Source organism: Streptomyces oceani (assembly GCF_001751245.1).
GTDB lineage: Bacteria > Actinomycetota > Actinomycetes > Streptomycetales > Streptomycetaceae > Streptomyces > Streptomyces oceani.
In genome coordinates, this window is sequence record NZ_LJGU01000159.1 from 1 (window position 1) to 14,125 (window position 14,125).

Sequence of the window (14,125 nt, forward strand, 5' to 3'; positions counted from 1 at the left end):
GCGCCGCCACCTCCTCCCGGCGCAGGCCGGGCGTACGGCGCCGGGTGGCCGTACGCTCCGGGAGCCCCACGTCGGACGGGCGCAGCCGTTCGCGGTGGCTGCGGAGGAAGTGGGCGAGCGCGGGACGGTTCACAGGCCGAGTGTGCCGGAACGGCCGACGACCAGCCAGGGACCCCTGGTCCGGGGCTCGGCCGGGCCTGCCACCGAGCGCCGAGGCCGCGCAGGCTGGCGGCATGAGTCAACGAACGACGAAAGAGCCACAGTTCACCGCACGCAGCCCGCGCGAGCTGTTCACTCACGCGCTGACGCTACTACGCGCCAAGGAGATGGACCGGTTCGTCGATCTGTTCACCACCGACGCCGTATGCGAGTTCCCGTTCGCACCGCCCGGCGCGCCCCGTCGCCTGGAGGGTCGGGAAGCGCTGCGGTCCTATCTGGACGGCTACACCGAACTGGTGGACCTCACCCACTTCCCGTCCGTGCTGACACACGAGACCAGCGACCCCGAGGTGCTCGTCGTGGAGTTCACCGCGGAGGGTACGACCGTGGCTACCGGGGAGCCGTACGAGCTGTCGTACGTCGTGGTGCTCCGGGTGCGCGACGGCGAGTTCGTCGGATACCGGGACTACTGGAGTCCACTGGCCGCGGCCTCGGCGACAGGGCAGCTCAAGCCACTACGGGACGCGCTGGACGGCCTGGACACGCTGGGCACCCGGGACTCGGACGGTGCGGCGTGAGGGGCGGGCCGACGGACGACGGGACGGGACCGGTGCTGGTCACCGGTGCGAGCGGCAAGACCGGTCGGCATGTCGTCGCGGGTCTGCGAGCCGAGGGGGCCGCGTTCCGTACGGCGGGCCGAACGGCGCCGCCGGGAGGGGCGGTGGAGGGGAGCACCGGGCACGTACGGTTCGACTGGGCGGACCCCGGCACGTACCGCCCCGCGCTGGCGGGCGTGACGAGGGTCTACCTGGTCGCGCCGGTCGGGGTGCTCGACCCGGCGCCGCAGATCGAGGAGTTCCTGTCGGTGGGGCGGGAACTCGGCCTGCGTCGGGCCGTGTTCCTGAGCAGTGACGTGACCCCGTCGCAGGCCCCGGGTCTGGATCGGGCCCGCGAGGCGGTGCGCGGCATGCCGGAGTGGGCGGTGCTGCGGCCGTCCTGGTTCATGCAGAACCTCATCGATCCGTACCACCACATGGGCGTCGCGCTCCGCGAACGGGACGAGTTGCCCAGCGCGACCGCCGGGCGCGGCATCGGGCTGGTCGACGCGGCGGACATCGCCGCGGTCGCGGTCCGCGCGCTGCTGGACGAGCGGGCCAGTCGGGAGACCAACCGGGAGTACGTGATCACGGGTCCCGAGGTACTGACGTACGACGAGGTGGCCGCGCGGATCGGCACGCTGCTGGACGGCGGGCGCCGGATTCGCCATGTGCGGTTGTCTCCGGTCGAGTTGGCCCGGCACATGACAGCCTCCGGGGTGCCGCCGGAGTTCGCCCGGATGCTGGCCGAGGTGGAGGAGCAGATCGCCGCCGGTGTGGAGGAGCGGGTCACCTCGACAGTTGCGGAGGTGACGGGCCACCCGGCCAGGACCTTCCGGGACTTCGTACGGGGCCACCGGGAGCGGTTCGCGCGCGCCGGGCGGTAACGGCGAGCCGCACGAGCGTGCACGACGGTGCGGGGCGGCCACCGGGACGGGACCGGTGGCCGCGCCGCAGCGGAGGAACTCTCCGCGTTGGTGGTCACCTGGAACGGATCAGCAGACCGGCAAGGGCGTTGGTCGCGGATGAGCCATGTGGTCACGGCCGCGATGATCGACCACCGGAGACTCCTACCGCGCCTGCCAGCCAGCGCCTTCTCGGCAAGGGCGTCGGCGTCGGACACCGGTGAGTCACAGCAACCACCGGCAATACAGGCGTGTCCGACAGCCCGGTGCCGTACACCATCCGACACACGCGCACCCGCGCAACCACCCGACGCGCATCGACCGGTGCGTCGGCCACCGTCCGCGGGTGACAGCTGTGCAACCGAGCCGTCTCCGCCCCGTATCCCGGGCACATCATCGCGCTCTCGAGCGTCCGCGCCCGCAATTGAATCAGCTCGCCCTCGTCGACCGCCTCCTCGATCGGCAAAGGCGACAGCCCTAAAAACCAGGTGCTCACAAGCTTGATGACATCCTGCGTGCGACATCCAACGAAGCCGATCACATCTCGTCACCAGCGAAAGTGCGACAGAGCCGTTCCCTTTCTCACTCCCGCCAAGCGTGCACGCCGGTCCGTCAGCGCGCCAGGCGCTTCTCCAGCCAGTCCCCGATGGCGGGAAGGGCCGCGCTGGTGGCACTCGGCACAGCGGCCGGTTACCGGGTCTGGGTGACCAGCCGCAGCGCTGTGCGCCGCGAACGCGCATCGCTGGAGGGCGCGGAGAGGGCGTTCGCGCCGGGCGCGCGGCTTCCGGAACGGGCCGACGCCGTATTCGATACGGTAGGTAGCGCGACGTGGGAGCACTCCCTGAAGGCACTGCGGACCGGCGGGCGGGTTGTGCTTGCGGGCGCGACCAGCGGCTCCGTCGCGGCCACCGATCTGACCCGGTTGTTCTACCGGCAACTGACTGTCGTCGGCTGCACACCGGGGACGCAGGCGCAGCTGACGCGACTCGCCGCTCTGTGTGCGCGGGACGGACCCAGGCCGCTCATCGCCCGGGTGCTACCTCTGGCCGAGGCCCGCGAGGGCTTCCGGGCGATGACGCGGGGCGAGTTGTACGGGAAGGCCGTGCTCATCCCATGACGGCACCGGGCCGCGGCTCACCCGGTGGCGGTGACCGTCGTCAGGAGTACCCAGACCTCGTCCGCCACCTCCTGGGCGTGCGGAGGATCGTCCGCCTCCAGCCATGCCGCGACGGTGCCGAGGAGTGCGCCGGCCAGGAACGCCGCCCGCGCCGCCCGCGTCACGACGAGGCGGCCCCTGCCCGACGGCGCGGGGACATCGAGGTCGGCGAGTTCCTGTGTGATCTGCTCGGTCACCGCGATCCGGACGCGATGCGCGAGCCGTGCGCTGCCGTCGGGGCCGAACAGGACGCGGTAGAGACGGATGTTCTCGTGGAAGTACACGAAGAGGCTGACGAGAGGCTCGGGCGTACCCACCGCTCCAGCGGTGAAATGTGTGGGGCAGCACTGGGCGGCACGGCGCGCGACCTCCGCGACGGACTCCTCCACCGCCGCGAGCAACGCATCGTCGCGGTCCTTGTAGTGCAGGTAGAAGGTGGCCCTGCCGACCCCGGCGCGGCGGGTGATGTCCGCGATCGTGATCGACTCCAGGTCGCGCTCTCCCACCAGGTCGAGGACCGCGATCTGCAGCGCCCGTTCACTGCGACGCACCCGGGGGTCGGCTGCCCGGGCATTGAGCTGCTTCGACTGCACGAGCCCACCCTCCTCTCCGCTTGGTCCACTGCTTCGACGACGTCATCGCGGAGACCTTACATTCTAGACACGCATCCATTATTAGACAGTTGCCCATTACTGGACATGTGTCTATCATCTGGCGATGGCCCTGGCAGGTACGAACCTGTGCAACGCGGACCTCCGAACGACCCGCACCGACAGAGCCGGGAAACAAACGGAAGGGGGAAGCGGTGATTATCGAAGTCTGGTCGGACGTGGTGTGCCCGTGGTGCTACCTGGGCAAGCGCCGCCTCGATCGCGCGGTGCGCCAGTGGGAGGAGCAAGGGGGGCAGCCACTCATCGTGGCGCTGCGCCCCTTTCAGCTCGCGCCGGACGCGCCCTTGGAGAGCCGGCCGCTCACCACCGAGCAGCTGGCCGCCATCGAGGCGTCCGCGCAGCACACCCCGGAGACGGTCTCCGGCTACCTCGCCGAGATCGCCCAGGGCCACGGCCCCGGCTTCACCTGGCGTCCCGCCTGGTCACCGAATACCTTCCAGGCGCACCGCCTGCTGGCCCTGGCCCTGGAGCAGGATGGCCCCGGACTCCAGTGGCAGCTGTCCGAGCAGCTCTTCCGCGCACATTTCCAAGCGGGCCGGGACCTCGGCGACCGCTCGGTGCTCGCCGAGGTCGCCGAGCGCGCCGGGGTGCGTGACGCCGCCGCGTTCCTGGCCGGCGGCCGGCTCACCGGCAAGGTGCGCAGCGCGCTCACCGAAGGTGTGGTTTCCGGCGTACGGGCCGTGCCCACCTTCGCCGTCCGTGGCCTGGCACTGACCGGCGCCCAGTCCGTGCAGAGCCTCCTCGACCACTTCGAAGCCGCCTCCCGGCTCTCACCGCAGGACAAGGCGGACGAGGATGTACGGCGTTACCGCCTCGCCCACGCCATGCTCTCTGTCGGCGACCCGCTGAGCGCCGCTGACACGCTCCGGCCGCTACTGCACGGACGGCTTGTGCCCTCGGACGTCCGGCTGCTCGCGGCCCGTGCCTACTTCTCCTCCGCGCAACTCGACGCCGCGCGAAGGGAACTGGAACTCTTCCTGGACGCCCAGCCGACGGACGACTTCGCCCACTTCCTGCTCGGGCGCACCCTCGAGCGCCTCGGCCGGGACGACGCGGCACTACGTGCGTACCGCCTCGCCAGTGGACTCAACGGCGCCCCGCAGTACCGCGCGGCGGTCGACCGCCTCGCGTGCGCGGCCTCGTGAGCGCCGCACCCGCCACTCGCTCGTCTCACTCCTCCTCCGGCGCCTTCTCGATCCGATCCGCAGAGGAAGCGTCCCAACCCACAGAGGCAGACCTCATGTTGCTCGATCTACCGACGGCCTCGGCCCCCCTTCTTTCCTGTGCCTCCCCCGGGCCGCCCGACGCCCTCGCCCTCGTCACCGCCCCCGACCCGAAGGTCCCTCCAGCTCTCCCTCACATCCTGGTGGCCCTGCGCAGCGAGATCGACCGCCAGGGCACACTCCGGATGCTGGGGAACGAGGGCAGCGCCCGTTCGGTGACCAGCTGCGCCGAGCCCACCACGCAGGCGCTGGCCGACGCGGCGGCGAGCCTGGCACGGTCGTGATCGTCGAGGTCGGGGCGTTGCGCGGGGATGATGGCGCGCAACTCCTCGCGCAGGCTGAGCAGTACGGCCTGAAGGTGCTCGCCGTGTTCGACTCCGCCCTCGTGGACGACCTGTCGCTGGCCGCCACCTTGACCTGCCACGGCTATGTCGACCGTCGCACCCTGGGCTGCTCGGGCCTGGGAGACGCGGTGCGCCGGGTGACAGCCGGGGAGATCCCCATGCCCGCGCCGCTCGTACACCGGCTCAGGGTGCAGGCCGCCGCCTCCGGCACCTCCGGGAGCGCCGCAACCACACCCGGCGCGCACCTGACGCCCCGTGAGACGGAGGTACTCGCCCTGCTCGTCGAGGGACTGAGCAACAAGCAGATAGCCCGCAGGCTGCAGCTTTCCCTGCACGGGGTGAAGCGGCTTATCGGCGTGGTCCTCGCCAAGCTGAACTGCCCCAACCGCACCCGCGCGGCGGCCAAGGCCCTACTCGAAGGGCTGTGTGAGCAGCCCACCGCACGCAACTAAACGCCCGGCGCGGAACGGACGCCGCGGCTGAGGGAAGCACGGCAAAACACGTCACGTGCGGCATTTGTCACGCGCGGCAGGCACAAGCGGAGTTACGGAGTATCGCACCCATGGGAATCTGGCTGGTCCCCCTCGTTTTGGCCCTGTTCACCTTCGGCACAGGTGACTTCGTCGTCGCCGGGCTGCTGCCCGAGCTAGCCGAGGGCCTGGACGTCAGCGAGTCCGCCGTCGGCCAGTTGGTGACCGTCTACTCCCTCGTCTACGCGCTCGCCGCGCCCACAGCCGTGGTGTTCACGACGCGACTACCGAGGCGCACCCTGGTCACCGTAAGCATGCTGCTCTTCATGGGCGGCAACCTCCTCGCCGCGTACGCCCCTTCGTATTCGGTGATGCTCGCCTCGCGCGTCCTGTCAGCCGCTGCGGCCGCCGCGGTGACCCCGCTGTGCTTCAGCACGGCCGGCACGCTTCCGCCCGAGCAGCACCGGGGCAAGGCGCTCGGCATGCTCAGCGGCGGGATCATGCTGTCCCAGCTGGTGGGCGTGCCGGCCGGGACCTGGCTTGGCGGCCTGTTGGGCTGGCAAGCCGCGTTCTGGCTGGTGACCGCGCTCGGCGCCGTCGTCCTCGTCACCATGCTCACGCTGCTGCCGCCGCTGCAGTTGCCACCCGCCAACCGGTTCCGCGACCGCATGGCGCCACTGACGAGCGGCGCCGTGGCGCGTGGGCTGCTGGCCATGCTGACGCTGTCCGCGGGCAGCATGATGATGATGACGTACATCGCGCCGGTCATGTCCGCCGCCGGCGGCGTCACCACCAACGGAATCGCGCTACTGTTCCTGTCCGCGGGCATCGCGGGCGTCGTGGCCGCGCAGCTTGGCGGCGCCCTGAACGACGCGCTCGGCCCGCTGCGCACCGTGTGCATCGGCGCGGCCGTCCTCGCCCTGAGCATGGCCGCGCTCGCCGGGGCAGTGGTCTGGGGCCAGGCGCCCTTCTGGCTGCTGATCATCCTCGCCGTGTTCATGGCCCTGGCCATCGGCCTGCTCAATCCGCCGCTCGCGGTGTGGCTGCTCGGCCGAGCTGGCCCTTCGAGCAACGAGGTGATGGCCCTCAACACCAGTGCCACATACATCGGTACGTCGGCCGGCAGCGTGCTAGGCGGTCTCCTGCTCTCCGGCTTCGGCCCCACCGCGCTGCCGGTACTCGCGGTCGTCGAAATGATCGTGGTGGTCCTGCTCATCGCCACCGCCCGAACCTCCGCGCCCGACTCGGGACAACAGCCGTCCGCAGCGGTGGAGGAGGAGGTACGGCATGCCTCGGACTGAGCGCGCCGCGCGGAGCTTCGGGAACGGAGGTTCGGCACGAGACCCTGGCCGACCTGCGGAGGCCGCACAGGCATGTCCCCCATGAGGTCAACTGCTCGGCCCCTAAAGGGACCAAGCTTGGAAGCTGAGTCCCTGTGAGGGCTTTGCTTATGCTCCCGACTGCCCCCTACGACAGGGCGGTCACGGGGCACATCTGCCGGTTCCCGCTATGCGGGTTCCGGGTCGGGCATGTTGACGAATACCCACGCCGAGCGTGCGCGAGCGCGCACGTTGACCCCGGCGACGTGGTCGGCTGGTCCAGCGAGGCCGCACCGACGACAGGAGAAGTGGTCCCGAGTGGGGCGGTTGCCTCGCTCGGTGTGGCCGCAGCGCGGGCAGCGCTGCGAGGTGTAGGCCGGGTCCACCTCGATGAACGGCACCCCAGCGCGGTGTGCCTTGTACTCGACGAAGGCGCCGAGCTGGTGGAAGGGCCAGGAGGACTGGCGCGCTCGCTGGTCGCGTCGAACCGTGACCCGCTCACGGATGCCCCTCAGCTCCTCCAGGGCGATACCGCGTTCGGTGCGTTGGGCGACAGCAACGACAGTCTTGGAGATCTTGTGGTTGACGTGCGTGGCGTGCCGGGTTTCCCGGCGTGCACGCTTCTTGAGGAGCTGTTTTGAGGACCGTGTGCACCTGGCCTGGATTTCTGCCTTCTTGCGGGCCTGCCAGCGCCGGTATCGCCCGAGGCGGCGGCCGGAGTAGTTGTCCGCGTCGGACGTGGTGGCGAGGTTGGTGATGCCCCGGTCCACCCCGATCCAGTCCTTCGGCTCGAACACCTCAGGCGCGGGCAGGTCGATGGTGGCCACCAGGAACAGCTTTCCGTCGCGCTGGATCAGGTCGGACTCGCCCTTACGGGACTCGGTGAGCTGCTTGAGCGCCTTCGGTGAGCAGGTGAACCGTACGTTCTTGATCCGGCCGTCCAGGGTCCAGATGCTCACGGTCTGGGCGTCGTAGTTCCACGACAGGCAGCGATCGTCGTAAGTGTGTGCCGCATCGGGACGGAAGGCGATCGGTTTGGACTCCGCCTTGCGGCGCCGCTTCGACTGCTCGGGGCCGAGGTTCCCGGCCTTGATGTTCGCTCGCAGCGTCGTGTACGCGTCGGCGACGCGTTTGATGATGTGCTGCGCGGCCTGCGCCCCGAAACCGCGGACCTTCAGCTCGCCGTAGCACAGCTTTCGCAGCTCACGCACCGAGCCCTTGAGCCCGAAGTACTCGAAGGAGACGGCCGACACCCAGCAGGCTGCTTCGTTCGCCGCGTGCAGGGTGCGCTCAACTGCCGGCGCCTGCGCGGCATCCGGTGTCAGCTTGACCAGCACGACGATCTTCATACGAGCATCGTAGCATCGTGTCTATGTCACCCCGATGGGAACCAAACCCCGACATTCGCAGGGGTCGTAGCGTTGTCTTCACCCTGCACGCACATCTGGTCTTCACGCCCAAGTACCGGCGGAAGGTGTTCACCGACGCCATCCTCACCAGGTGCGAAGAGATCATGCGCGAGGTCTGCGCCAAGGCCAATGTGGAGCTGCGCGAGTTCAACGGCGAGAGCGACCACGTGCACCTGCTCGTGCACTACCCGCCGCAGGTCAAGCTGTCCACCCTCGTCGGCAGCCTCAAGGGCGTCTCCGCCCACTACCTTCGCAAGGAATACCCCGACCACATCAAGCGGTACCTGTGGGGCGAGCGCTTCTGGTCCCCGTCCTACTTCGCCGCATCCTGCGGCGGGGCACCGCTCGCTGTGGTCAAGGAGTACATCGAGAACCAGAAGCGCCCGGACTGAGCGCGGGCATCGTCGTGGGAGCCCTCGAAGCGATGCGGCGGCGCTCCGCGCCGCCCTACTCAGGATGCAATTCCTCCCGAGCCCCTAAAAGGGGCAAGATCCCGCTGAAGCCTTCTGAAAGTTCCCCATCTGGTTTACCGTGCGGCGATCGAGCGGTCGCCGCGCACCGTCAAGGCGTACGCCCACGACCTGAAGGGCTGGTGCCGCTACCTCCACGGCCGTGGACGGGCTGAAAGACAGTCGACCTGGAGGCAGCGGCTGAGTTCGTGGCCTGACTGCGGCTGTCGTCCTGGGCCCGGAACGGGGCGGTGGCGGTGTTGCGCAGTACGGCGCTTCGCCGAGGGTTCCCCCTGCGGCGTGCCCCGGCGGCCCCGTGCGGGAGTGCCGGGTCGGCGGCACTCCCGCAGGGCTCAGTCACGCAGCGAGGCCAGCCAGTCCGCCGCCGTCTTGGCGGTGGTGCCGGCGTGGCTCTCCATCATGGTGAAGTGGCTGCCCGGCACGTCGATGACGTCCCCGGCCCGGTCCCAGGAGGTCTGCCACTCGGCCGGGTCCGGGTCCGCGCCCATGATCTCCGCCGGCAGCGGAGGTTCCGAGGAGCGCAGCAGCAGGGTGGGTGCCCGGAGTTCCGCCGGTTCCCACTCCCCGATCATGGAGATGTACCAGCTCATCGCGGTCAGTCGGTCGCTGTCCATCTGCGCGAACATCGACTCGCGCGCGAACATGCCGCGCAGCATCTCGTCCGAGAAGCGCACGAACGGCGAGTCCTCCCGCGGCATGTACGTGTCCAGCAGCAGCACCGCCTCCGGCCGTACGCCCGCCCGCTCCATGTGCAGCGCGGCGGCGAGCGCGAGGATGCCCCCGGAGGACGAGCCCAGCAGTACGGGCGGAGCTCCGCCGTCGACCGCCGCCAGCGCGGCCTCCGCCTGCAACCGGGCGACGGCGTCCAGCGACTCCGGCAGCGCCTCACCCCTGCCGAAGCCCTGGGTGTGCAGGGCGTGCACGTCCCGCTCGGTGCGGAACGCGGAGGCGAAGCGGGCGTACTGGTGCACGCCGGCCAGCGCGACGTACGAGCTGAAGCAGATCAGCGCCGGGGTGGCCGAATCGCCGTCCCCACTGGCGAGCTTGACCGGCGCCGCGACGCCGTCCAGCTCCTCGGGGGAGGCGAAGGTGGGGCGCAGCTTGGCGGCGGCCAGCAGCAGTTCGAAGCCCTGGTCCGTCCGGCCGGACTCGGTGGCCTGCCGGAACAGGGCGCCGAGGGTGTCGCCCGCCGGGGAGTTCGCCGGTTCCCCGGCGCCGTCCTGGGCTGGTACGGGCGCGTGCGCGGACTCGCCCAGCAGTTCGTCCAGGTGGGTGGCCAGGGCCCTGGCCGTGTCCAGGTCGAAGACGAGGGTGGGCGGCAGCCGCAGCCCGGTGGCCTCGGCGAGCTGGTTGCGCAGCTCGACGGAGGTCAGCGAATCGAAGCCCAGCTCGGTGAAGGGTTGTTCGGCTGCCAGGTCCGAGGCCGAGTCGTGTCCGAGGACGGCCGCCGCCCGGGAGCGTACGAGGTCCAGCAGCACGGCCTGCCGCTCCTCGGCGGAGTGGCCGGCGAGCCGGGCACGCAGGCTGTTCGGGTCGGCGGCGCCGGTGCCGCCGGCGGCCGAGCGGCGTTCGACGGGCCGGCCGGTGCGCGGGGCGTGTTCCGGGCCGTGTTCCGGGCCATGAAGGAGCACGTGCAGGGCGCGTTCGCCGGTGACGCCGAGGGCCACCAGGGCTGGGTGCTCGGTGGCCAGCGCCGCGTCGAACAGCGCCAGTCCGTCCGGCACCGTCAGCGGGCGCATCCCGCCACGGGCCAGGCGGCGCCGGTCGGCCTCCGCCAGGCCGCTGGTCATGCCGCCGGTGGCGCCGCCGGAGTCCGTACGAGCCGCCGGCTCGGCCTCCGACGGCTCCTCCCACATGCCCCAGGCGAGCGCGGTCGCGGGCAGCCCGAGGCCGCGCCGGTGGCTAGCGAGGGCGTCCAACCAGGCGTTGGCGGCGGCGTAGTTGGCCTGGCCGGGCGAGCCGAAGGTGGCGGCGGCCGAGGAGTACAGCACGAAGGCGGACAGATCCAGGTCGCGGGTGAGTTCGTGCAGGTGCCAGGCGGCGTCGGCCTTCGGCCGGAGTACCCGGTCGTACTGCTCCTCGGTGAGCGAGACCGCGACCCCGTCGTCCAGTACGCCCGCCACGTGCACCACGGCGGTCAGCGGACGCTCGTCCGGCACCTGGTCCAGGAGGCCGCGCAGCGCCGTGCCGTCGGCCACGTCGCAGGCGGCCAGTCTGGCCTCGGCTCCGGCCGCGCGCAGTTCGTCGAGCAGTTCCTCGGCGCCCGGCGCGGCCGGGCCCTGCCGCGCGGCGAGCAGCAGGTGGCGTACGCCGTGCTCGGTGACGAGGTGGCGTGCGACGGCCCGCCCCAGGGCGCCGGTGGCGCCGGTGACCAGGACTGTGCCGTGTGGAGGCGAGCCGGGAGCCACCGAGGCGGCCCCGTCACCCGGCGCGTCGGAAGGCACGGCCGGGGCGGTGGCCAGTCCGGGAACCAGCGGTTCGCCCCGCCGTACGGCCAGCAGCGGTCGCGCGCTGGACACGGCGCGCAGCGCGGCCGTACGGGACTCCGGGGCGCCGTCCAGGTCGATCAGGTGCACCCGGTCCGGGTTCTCGGCCTGTACGGACCGGATCATGCCCCAGAGGGCCGCGCCCGCCAGGTCCCGCACCGGCTCGTCCGGCAGCGCGGCGACGGCTTCCCGGGTGAGGAGGAACAGCCGCGCGTCCGCGAAGCGTTCGTCGGTGAGCCAGCGGCGGCACAGCTGGCGTGCCTCGGCGAGCAGCCCGCGCAGCGCCTCGGGCGGGCTGCCGGCGCGGGCGCGGCCGTCCAGCGCGACCAGCACCGCGTCCGGTACCGCCATGCCGGTGTCCGCGGCCCGCGCGACGGACTCCAGGTCGGCGTACGTCTCCAGGTGTACTCCGGCGTCGTCCAGGGCCTCGCCCACGCCGTCGTCCCCGGCGCCGAGGAGTATCCAGCGCAGCCCGGCCGGATCGGGCTCCGGCACGGGACGGGGCGGCCGCCAGTCAGCGCGCAGCAGGGCGCGTACGGGCTCGGGCCCGCCGTTTCCCGAGCCGCTGCCGGGCTGGTGCAGTTGTTCGGCGGACAGGTTACGCAGGGTCAGCGCGTCGGCGGAGGCCACCGGTTGGCCGGTGGGGTCCGCGACGAGCACGGCGAACTCGTGCGGCCGGTCGGTCGGGGTCAGGCGTACGCGCAGGGCGGTGGCGCCCTCGGCGTGCAGGGTGAGGTTGGTCCAGGCGAACGGGAGCAGGGCCTCGGCCGGGGGCCGCCCGTCGGTCGGAGAGCGGTCCGTGCCGTCCGGGGAGCCCGCGCCGTCCGGAGTGTCGGGCGCGTCCGCGGGCTGGGTGAGCAGCGCCTGCACGGCCGCGTCCAGCAGCGCAGGGTGCAGCGTGAACCGGGTTGCCTCCGCCCGGCGTTCCTCCGGGAGCGCCACCTCGGCGAAGATCTCGCCGTCCCGCCGCCACACGGCCTCCAGCCCGCGGAAGGCCGGGCCGTACGCGAAACCGCCGTCCGCGAAGCCCTCGTACAGCCCCTCGGTGTCCACGGGTTCGGCGCCGGCCGGCGGCCAGGCGGTCAGGGCGGCCAAAGCCTCCGGAGCCGACGGGCCGGCCGCGTCGGGGGCGCTGCCGACGGTCGGCGCCAGTGTGCCCTGGGCGTGCTGTTGCCAGGACGTGTCCGGTTCGGTGCCGTCCGCGCGGGAGTGCACCGCGAAGGTACGGCCGCCGGTCTCGTCCGGGGGTCCGAGCAGCAGTTGCAGCTGTACGCCGCCGCTGGCCGGCAGCACCAGCGGGGCCCGCAGGGTGAGTTCGGTGAGTGTCCCGCAGCCGACCCGGTCACCGGCGTGCACCGCGAGGTCCAGATACGCGGTGGCCGGCAGGATGACCTGGCCGAGCACCGCGTGGTCGGCCAGCCAGGGGGTGCGCTGGGTGGAGAGGCTGCCGGTGAGGATCACGCTGTCGCTGCCGACCGGGGTGACCGCCGCGCCCAGGAAGGGGTGCCCGGCGGGCTCCAGTCCGGCGGCGTGCAGGTCGCCGTACTGCGGCGCGGAGTCCAGCCAGTAACGGCGGCGCTGGAAGGCGTAGGTGGGCAGCGCGGTCGTACGTGCCCCTGGGTAGAGCCGGGGCCAGTGCGGCGACATCCCGTCGGCGTGCAGCCGTCCCACGGCGCCGAGAGCGCTGGCCGGCTCCGGCCGGTCGGTGCGCAGCAGCGGGACGAGCAGGGCGGCGCTCGGCTCGGGTTCGGTCAGGCAGGAGCCCGCCATGGCGGTGAGCGTGCCGTCCGGGCCGACCTCCACGAAGCGGGTGACGCCGCTCGCGACGAGCGCGTCGACGCCGTCGGCGAACCGCACCGCCTCGCGCACCTGGCGCACCCAGTACTCCGGCGCGGTCAATTCCCCGTCCGTGGCGAGGCGTCCGGTCAGGTTCGCCACTATCGGGAGTGTCGGCTCGTGGAAGTCCACGCCCTCCAGCACCCGGCGGAGGTCGGTGAGCATCGGCTCCATCAGCGGCGAGTGGAAGGCGTGCGACACGGACAGCCGCCGGGTGCGGCAGCCCCGCGCGCGGAAGTGCTCGGCCAGCTCGCGTACGGCCTCCTCGGTGCCGGAGAGCACCACGGAACGCGGCCCGTTGAGCGCGGCGAGGGACACCTCGACGGCACGCTCGGCCAGCAGCGGTCGTACCTCCGCCTCGGTCGTCTCCACCGCCACCATGGCGCCGCCACGCGGCAGCGCCTGCATCAACCGGCCCCGGGCCGTCACCACCGCGCAGGCATCCGGTAGCGACCACACCCCGGCGACGTACGCCGCCGCCAGCTCGCCGATGGAGTGCCCCAGCAGTACGTCCGGACGCAGCCCCCAGGACTCCAGCAGCCGGTAGGCCGCCACCTCGAAGGCGAACAGCGCCGGCTGGGTCGTGCCGGTCTCGTCCAGGACCCCGGCGTCCAGTGCTCCGGATTCCGGTGCCTCGGCGTCCGTGCCGAGGACCACCTCGCGCAGCGGTCGGTCGAGCACGGGTTCCCGCTGGCGGTCCCGCTCCGCGTCCAATTGCGCGCACACCTCGTCGAAGGCGTCCGCGAACGCGGGGAACGCGGCGTACAGCTCTCGCCCCATCCCCGGCCGCTGCGCACCCTGGCCGGTGAACAGGAACGCCGCCCGGCCCACGCCGCTCGCCTTGGCCTCTCCCCCGCCGTGCAGGCTCGGGGCGGTCTCGCCGGCGGCCAACGCCCGTGCGCCCGCGAGCAGTTCCTGGCGATCCGCGGCGACGAGCACCGCCCGGTGCTCGAAGTGGGCACGCGCGGTGGCCAGTGAGAGCCCGAGGTCCGCCGACGGCGCCTCCGGTTCCGCCTCGCACCAGCGCAGCAGCCGCTCGGCCTGCGCGCGCAGGGCGGCGGGCGTACGGCCGGACAGCGCT

11 protein-coding genes are annotated in these 14,125 nt (G+C 71.9%); 8 read left to right on the forward strand and 3 right to left on the reverse strand.

From position 1 onward, the window contains the following. The first annotated feature begins 233 nt into the window (after positions 1 to 233). The 3 genes from AN216_RS25235 to AN216_RS25245 all read left to right on the forward strand — a co-directional run bounded on the left by AN216_RS25235 (position 234) and on the right by AN216_RS25245 (position 2,777). The gene (locus AN216_RS25235; RefSeq protein WP_070199047.1) at positions 234 to 737 is read left to right on the forward strand and encodes a nuclear transport factor 2 family protein; all 504 of its coding nucleotides are present in this window, start codon (positions 234 to 236) and stop codon (positions 735 to 737) included. After that, a complete protein-coding gene (locus AN216_RS25240; protein WP_212732757.1) occupies positions 734 to 1,642 on the forward strand; it encodes a Rossmann-fold NAD(P)-binding domain-containing protein in 909 nt (302 codons plus the stop codon). Before AN216_RS25235 ends, AN216_RS25240 begins: the two co-directional genes overlap by 4 nt. Before the next feature lie 664 nt (positions 1,643 to 2,306). After that, a complete protein-coding gene (locus tag AN216_RS25245) occupies positions 2,307 to 2,777 on the forward strand; it encodes a zinc-binding dehydrogenase (protein ID WP_079166986.1) in 471 nt (156 codons plus the stop codon). A gap of 17 nt (positions 2,778 to 2,794) precedes the next feature. Here the strand turns inward: AN216_RS25245 and AN216_RS25250 are convergent, their stop codons facing one another. Further along, positions 2,795 to 3,409, reverse strand: coding sequence for a TetR/AcrR family transcriptional regulator (locus AN216_RS25250; RefSeq protein WP_070199049.1), 615 nt, complete (start codon positions 3,407 to 3,409; stop codon positions 2,795 to 2,797). Between the two features lie 212 nt (positions 3,410 to 3,621). On the opposite strand from AN216_RS25250, the gene AN216_RS25255 reads away from it, so the two are divergent. The 4 genes from AN216_RS25255 to AN216_RS25270 all read left to right on the forward strand — a co-directional run bounded on the left by AN216_RS25255 (position 3,622) and on the right by AN216_RS25270 (position 6,825). Next, positions 3,622 to 4,632 (forward strand): DsbA family protein, encoded by a 1,011-nt coding sequence (locus tag AN216_RS25255; protein ID WP_070199050.1) that lies wholly within the window; start codon positions 3,622 to 3,624, stop codon positions 4,630 to 4,632. A gap of 95 nt (positions 4,633 to 4,727) precedes the next feature. Then, a complete protein-coding gene (locus tag AN216_RS25260; protein ID WP_070199051.1) occupies positions 4,728 to 4,994 on the forward strand; it encodes a hypothetical protein in 267 nt (88 codons plus the stop codon). Further along, the gene (locus AN216_RS30515; protein WP_070199052.1) at positions 4,991 to 5,506 is read left to right on the forward strand and encodes a helix-turn-helix transcriptional regulator; all 516 of its coding nucleotides are present in this window, start codon (positions 4,991 to 4,993) and stop codon (positions 5,504 to 5,506) included. Before AN216_RS25260 ends, AN216_RS30515 begins: the two co-directional genes overlap by 4 nt. Before the next feature lie 110 nt (positions 5,507 to 5,616). After that, positions 5,617 to 6,825 carry an MFS transporter gene (locus AN216_RS25270; protein WP_070199053.1) on the forward strand — a complete coding sequence of 403 codons (1,209 nt, stop codon included), beginning with the start codon at positions 5,617 to 5,619 and terminating at the stop codon, positions 6,823 to 6,825. A gap of 206 nt (positions 6,826 to 7,031) precedes the next feature. On the opposite strand, the gene AN216_RS25275 is transcribed toward AN216_RS25270, so the two are convergent. Continuing rightward, positions 7,032 to 8,192 (reverse strand): RNA-guided endonuclease InsQ/TnpB family protein, encoded by a 1,161-nt coding sequence (locus tag AN216_RS25275; protein WP_244502655.1) that lies wholly within the window; start codon positions 8,190 to 8,192, stop codon positions 7,032 to 7,034. Between the two features lie 23 nt (positions 8,193 to 8,215). On the opposite strand from AN216_RS25275, the gene tnpA reads away from it, so the two are divergent. Beyond that, positions 8,216 to 8,644 (forward strand): IS200/IS605 family transposase, encoded by a 429-nt coding sequence (tnpA, locus tag AN216_RS25280; protein ID WP_079166988.1) that lies wholly within the window; start codon positions 8,216 to 8,218, stop codon positions 8,642 to 8,644. A 410-nt stretch (positions 8,645 to 9,054) separates the two neighbouring features. Here the strand turns inward: tnpA and AN216_RS25285 are convergent. Beyond that, the coding region (locus AN216_RS25285; RefSeq protein ID WP_170843222.1) for an SDR family NAD(P)-dependent oxidoreductase at positions 9,055 to 14,125 on the reverse strand (5,071 nt) is incomplete at its 5' end.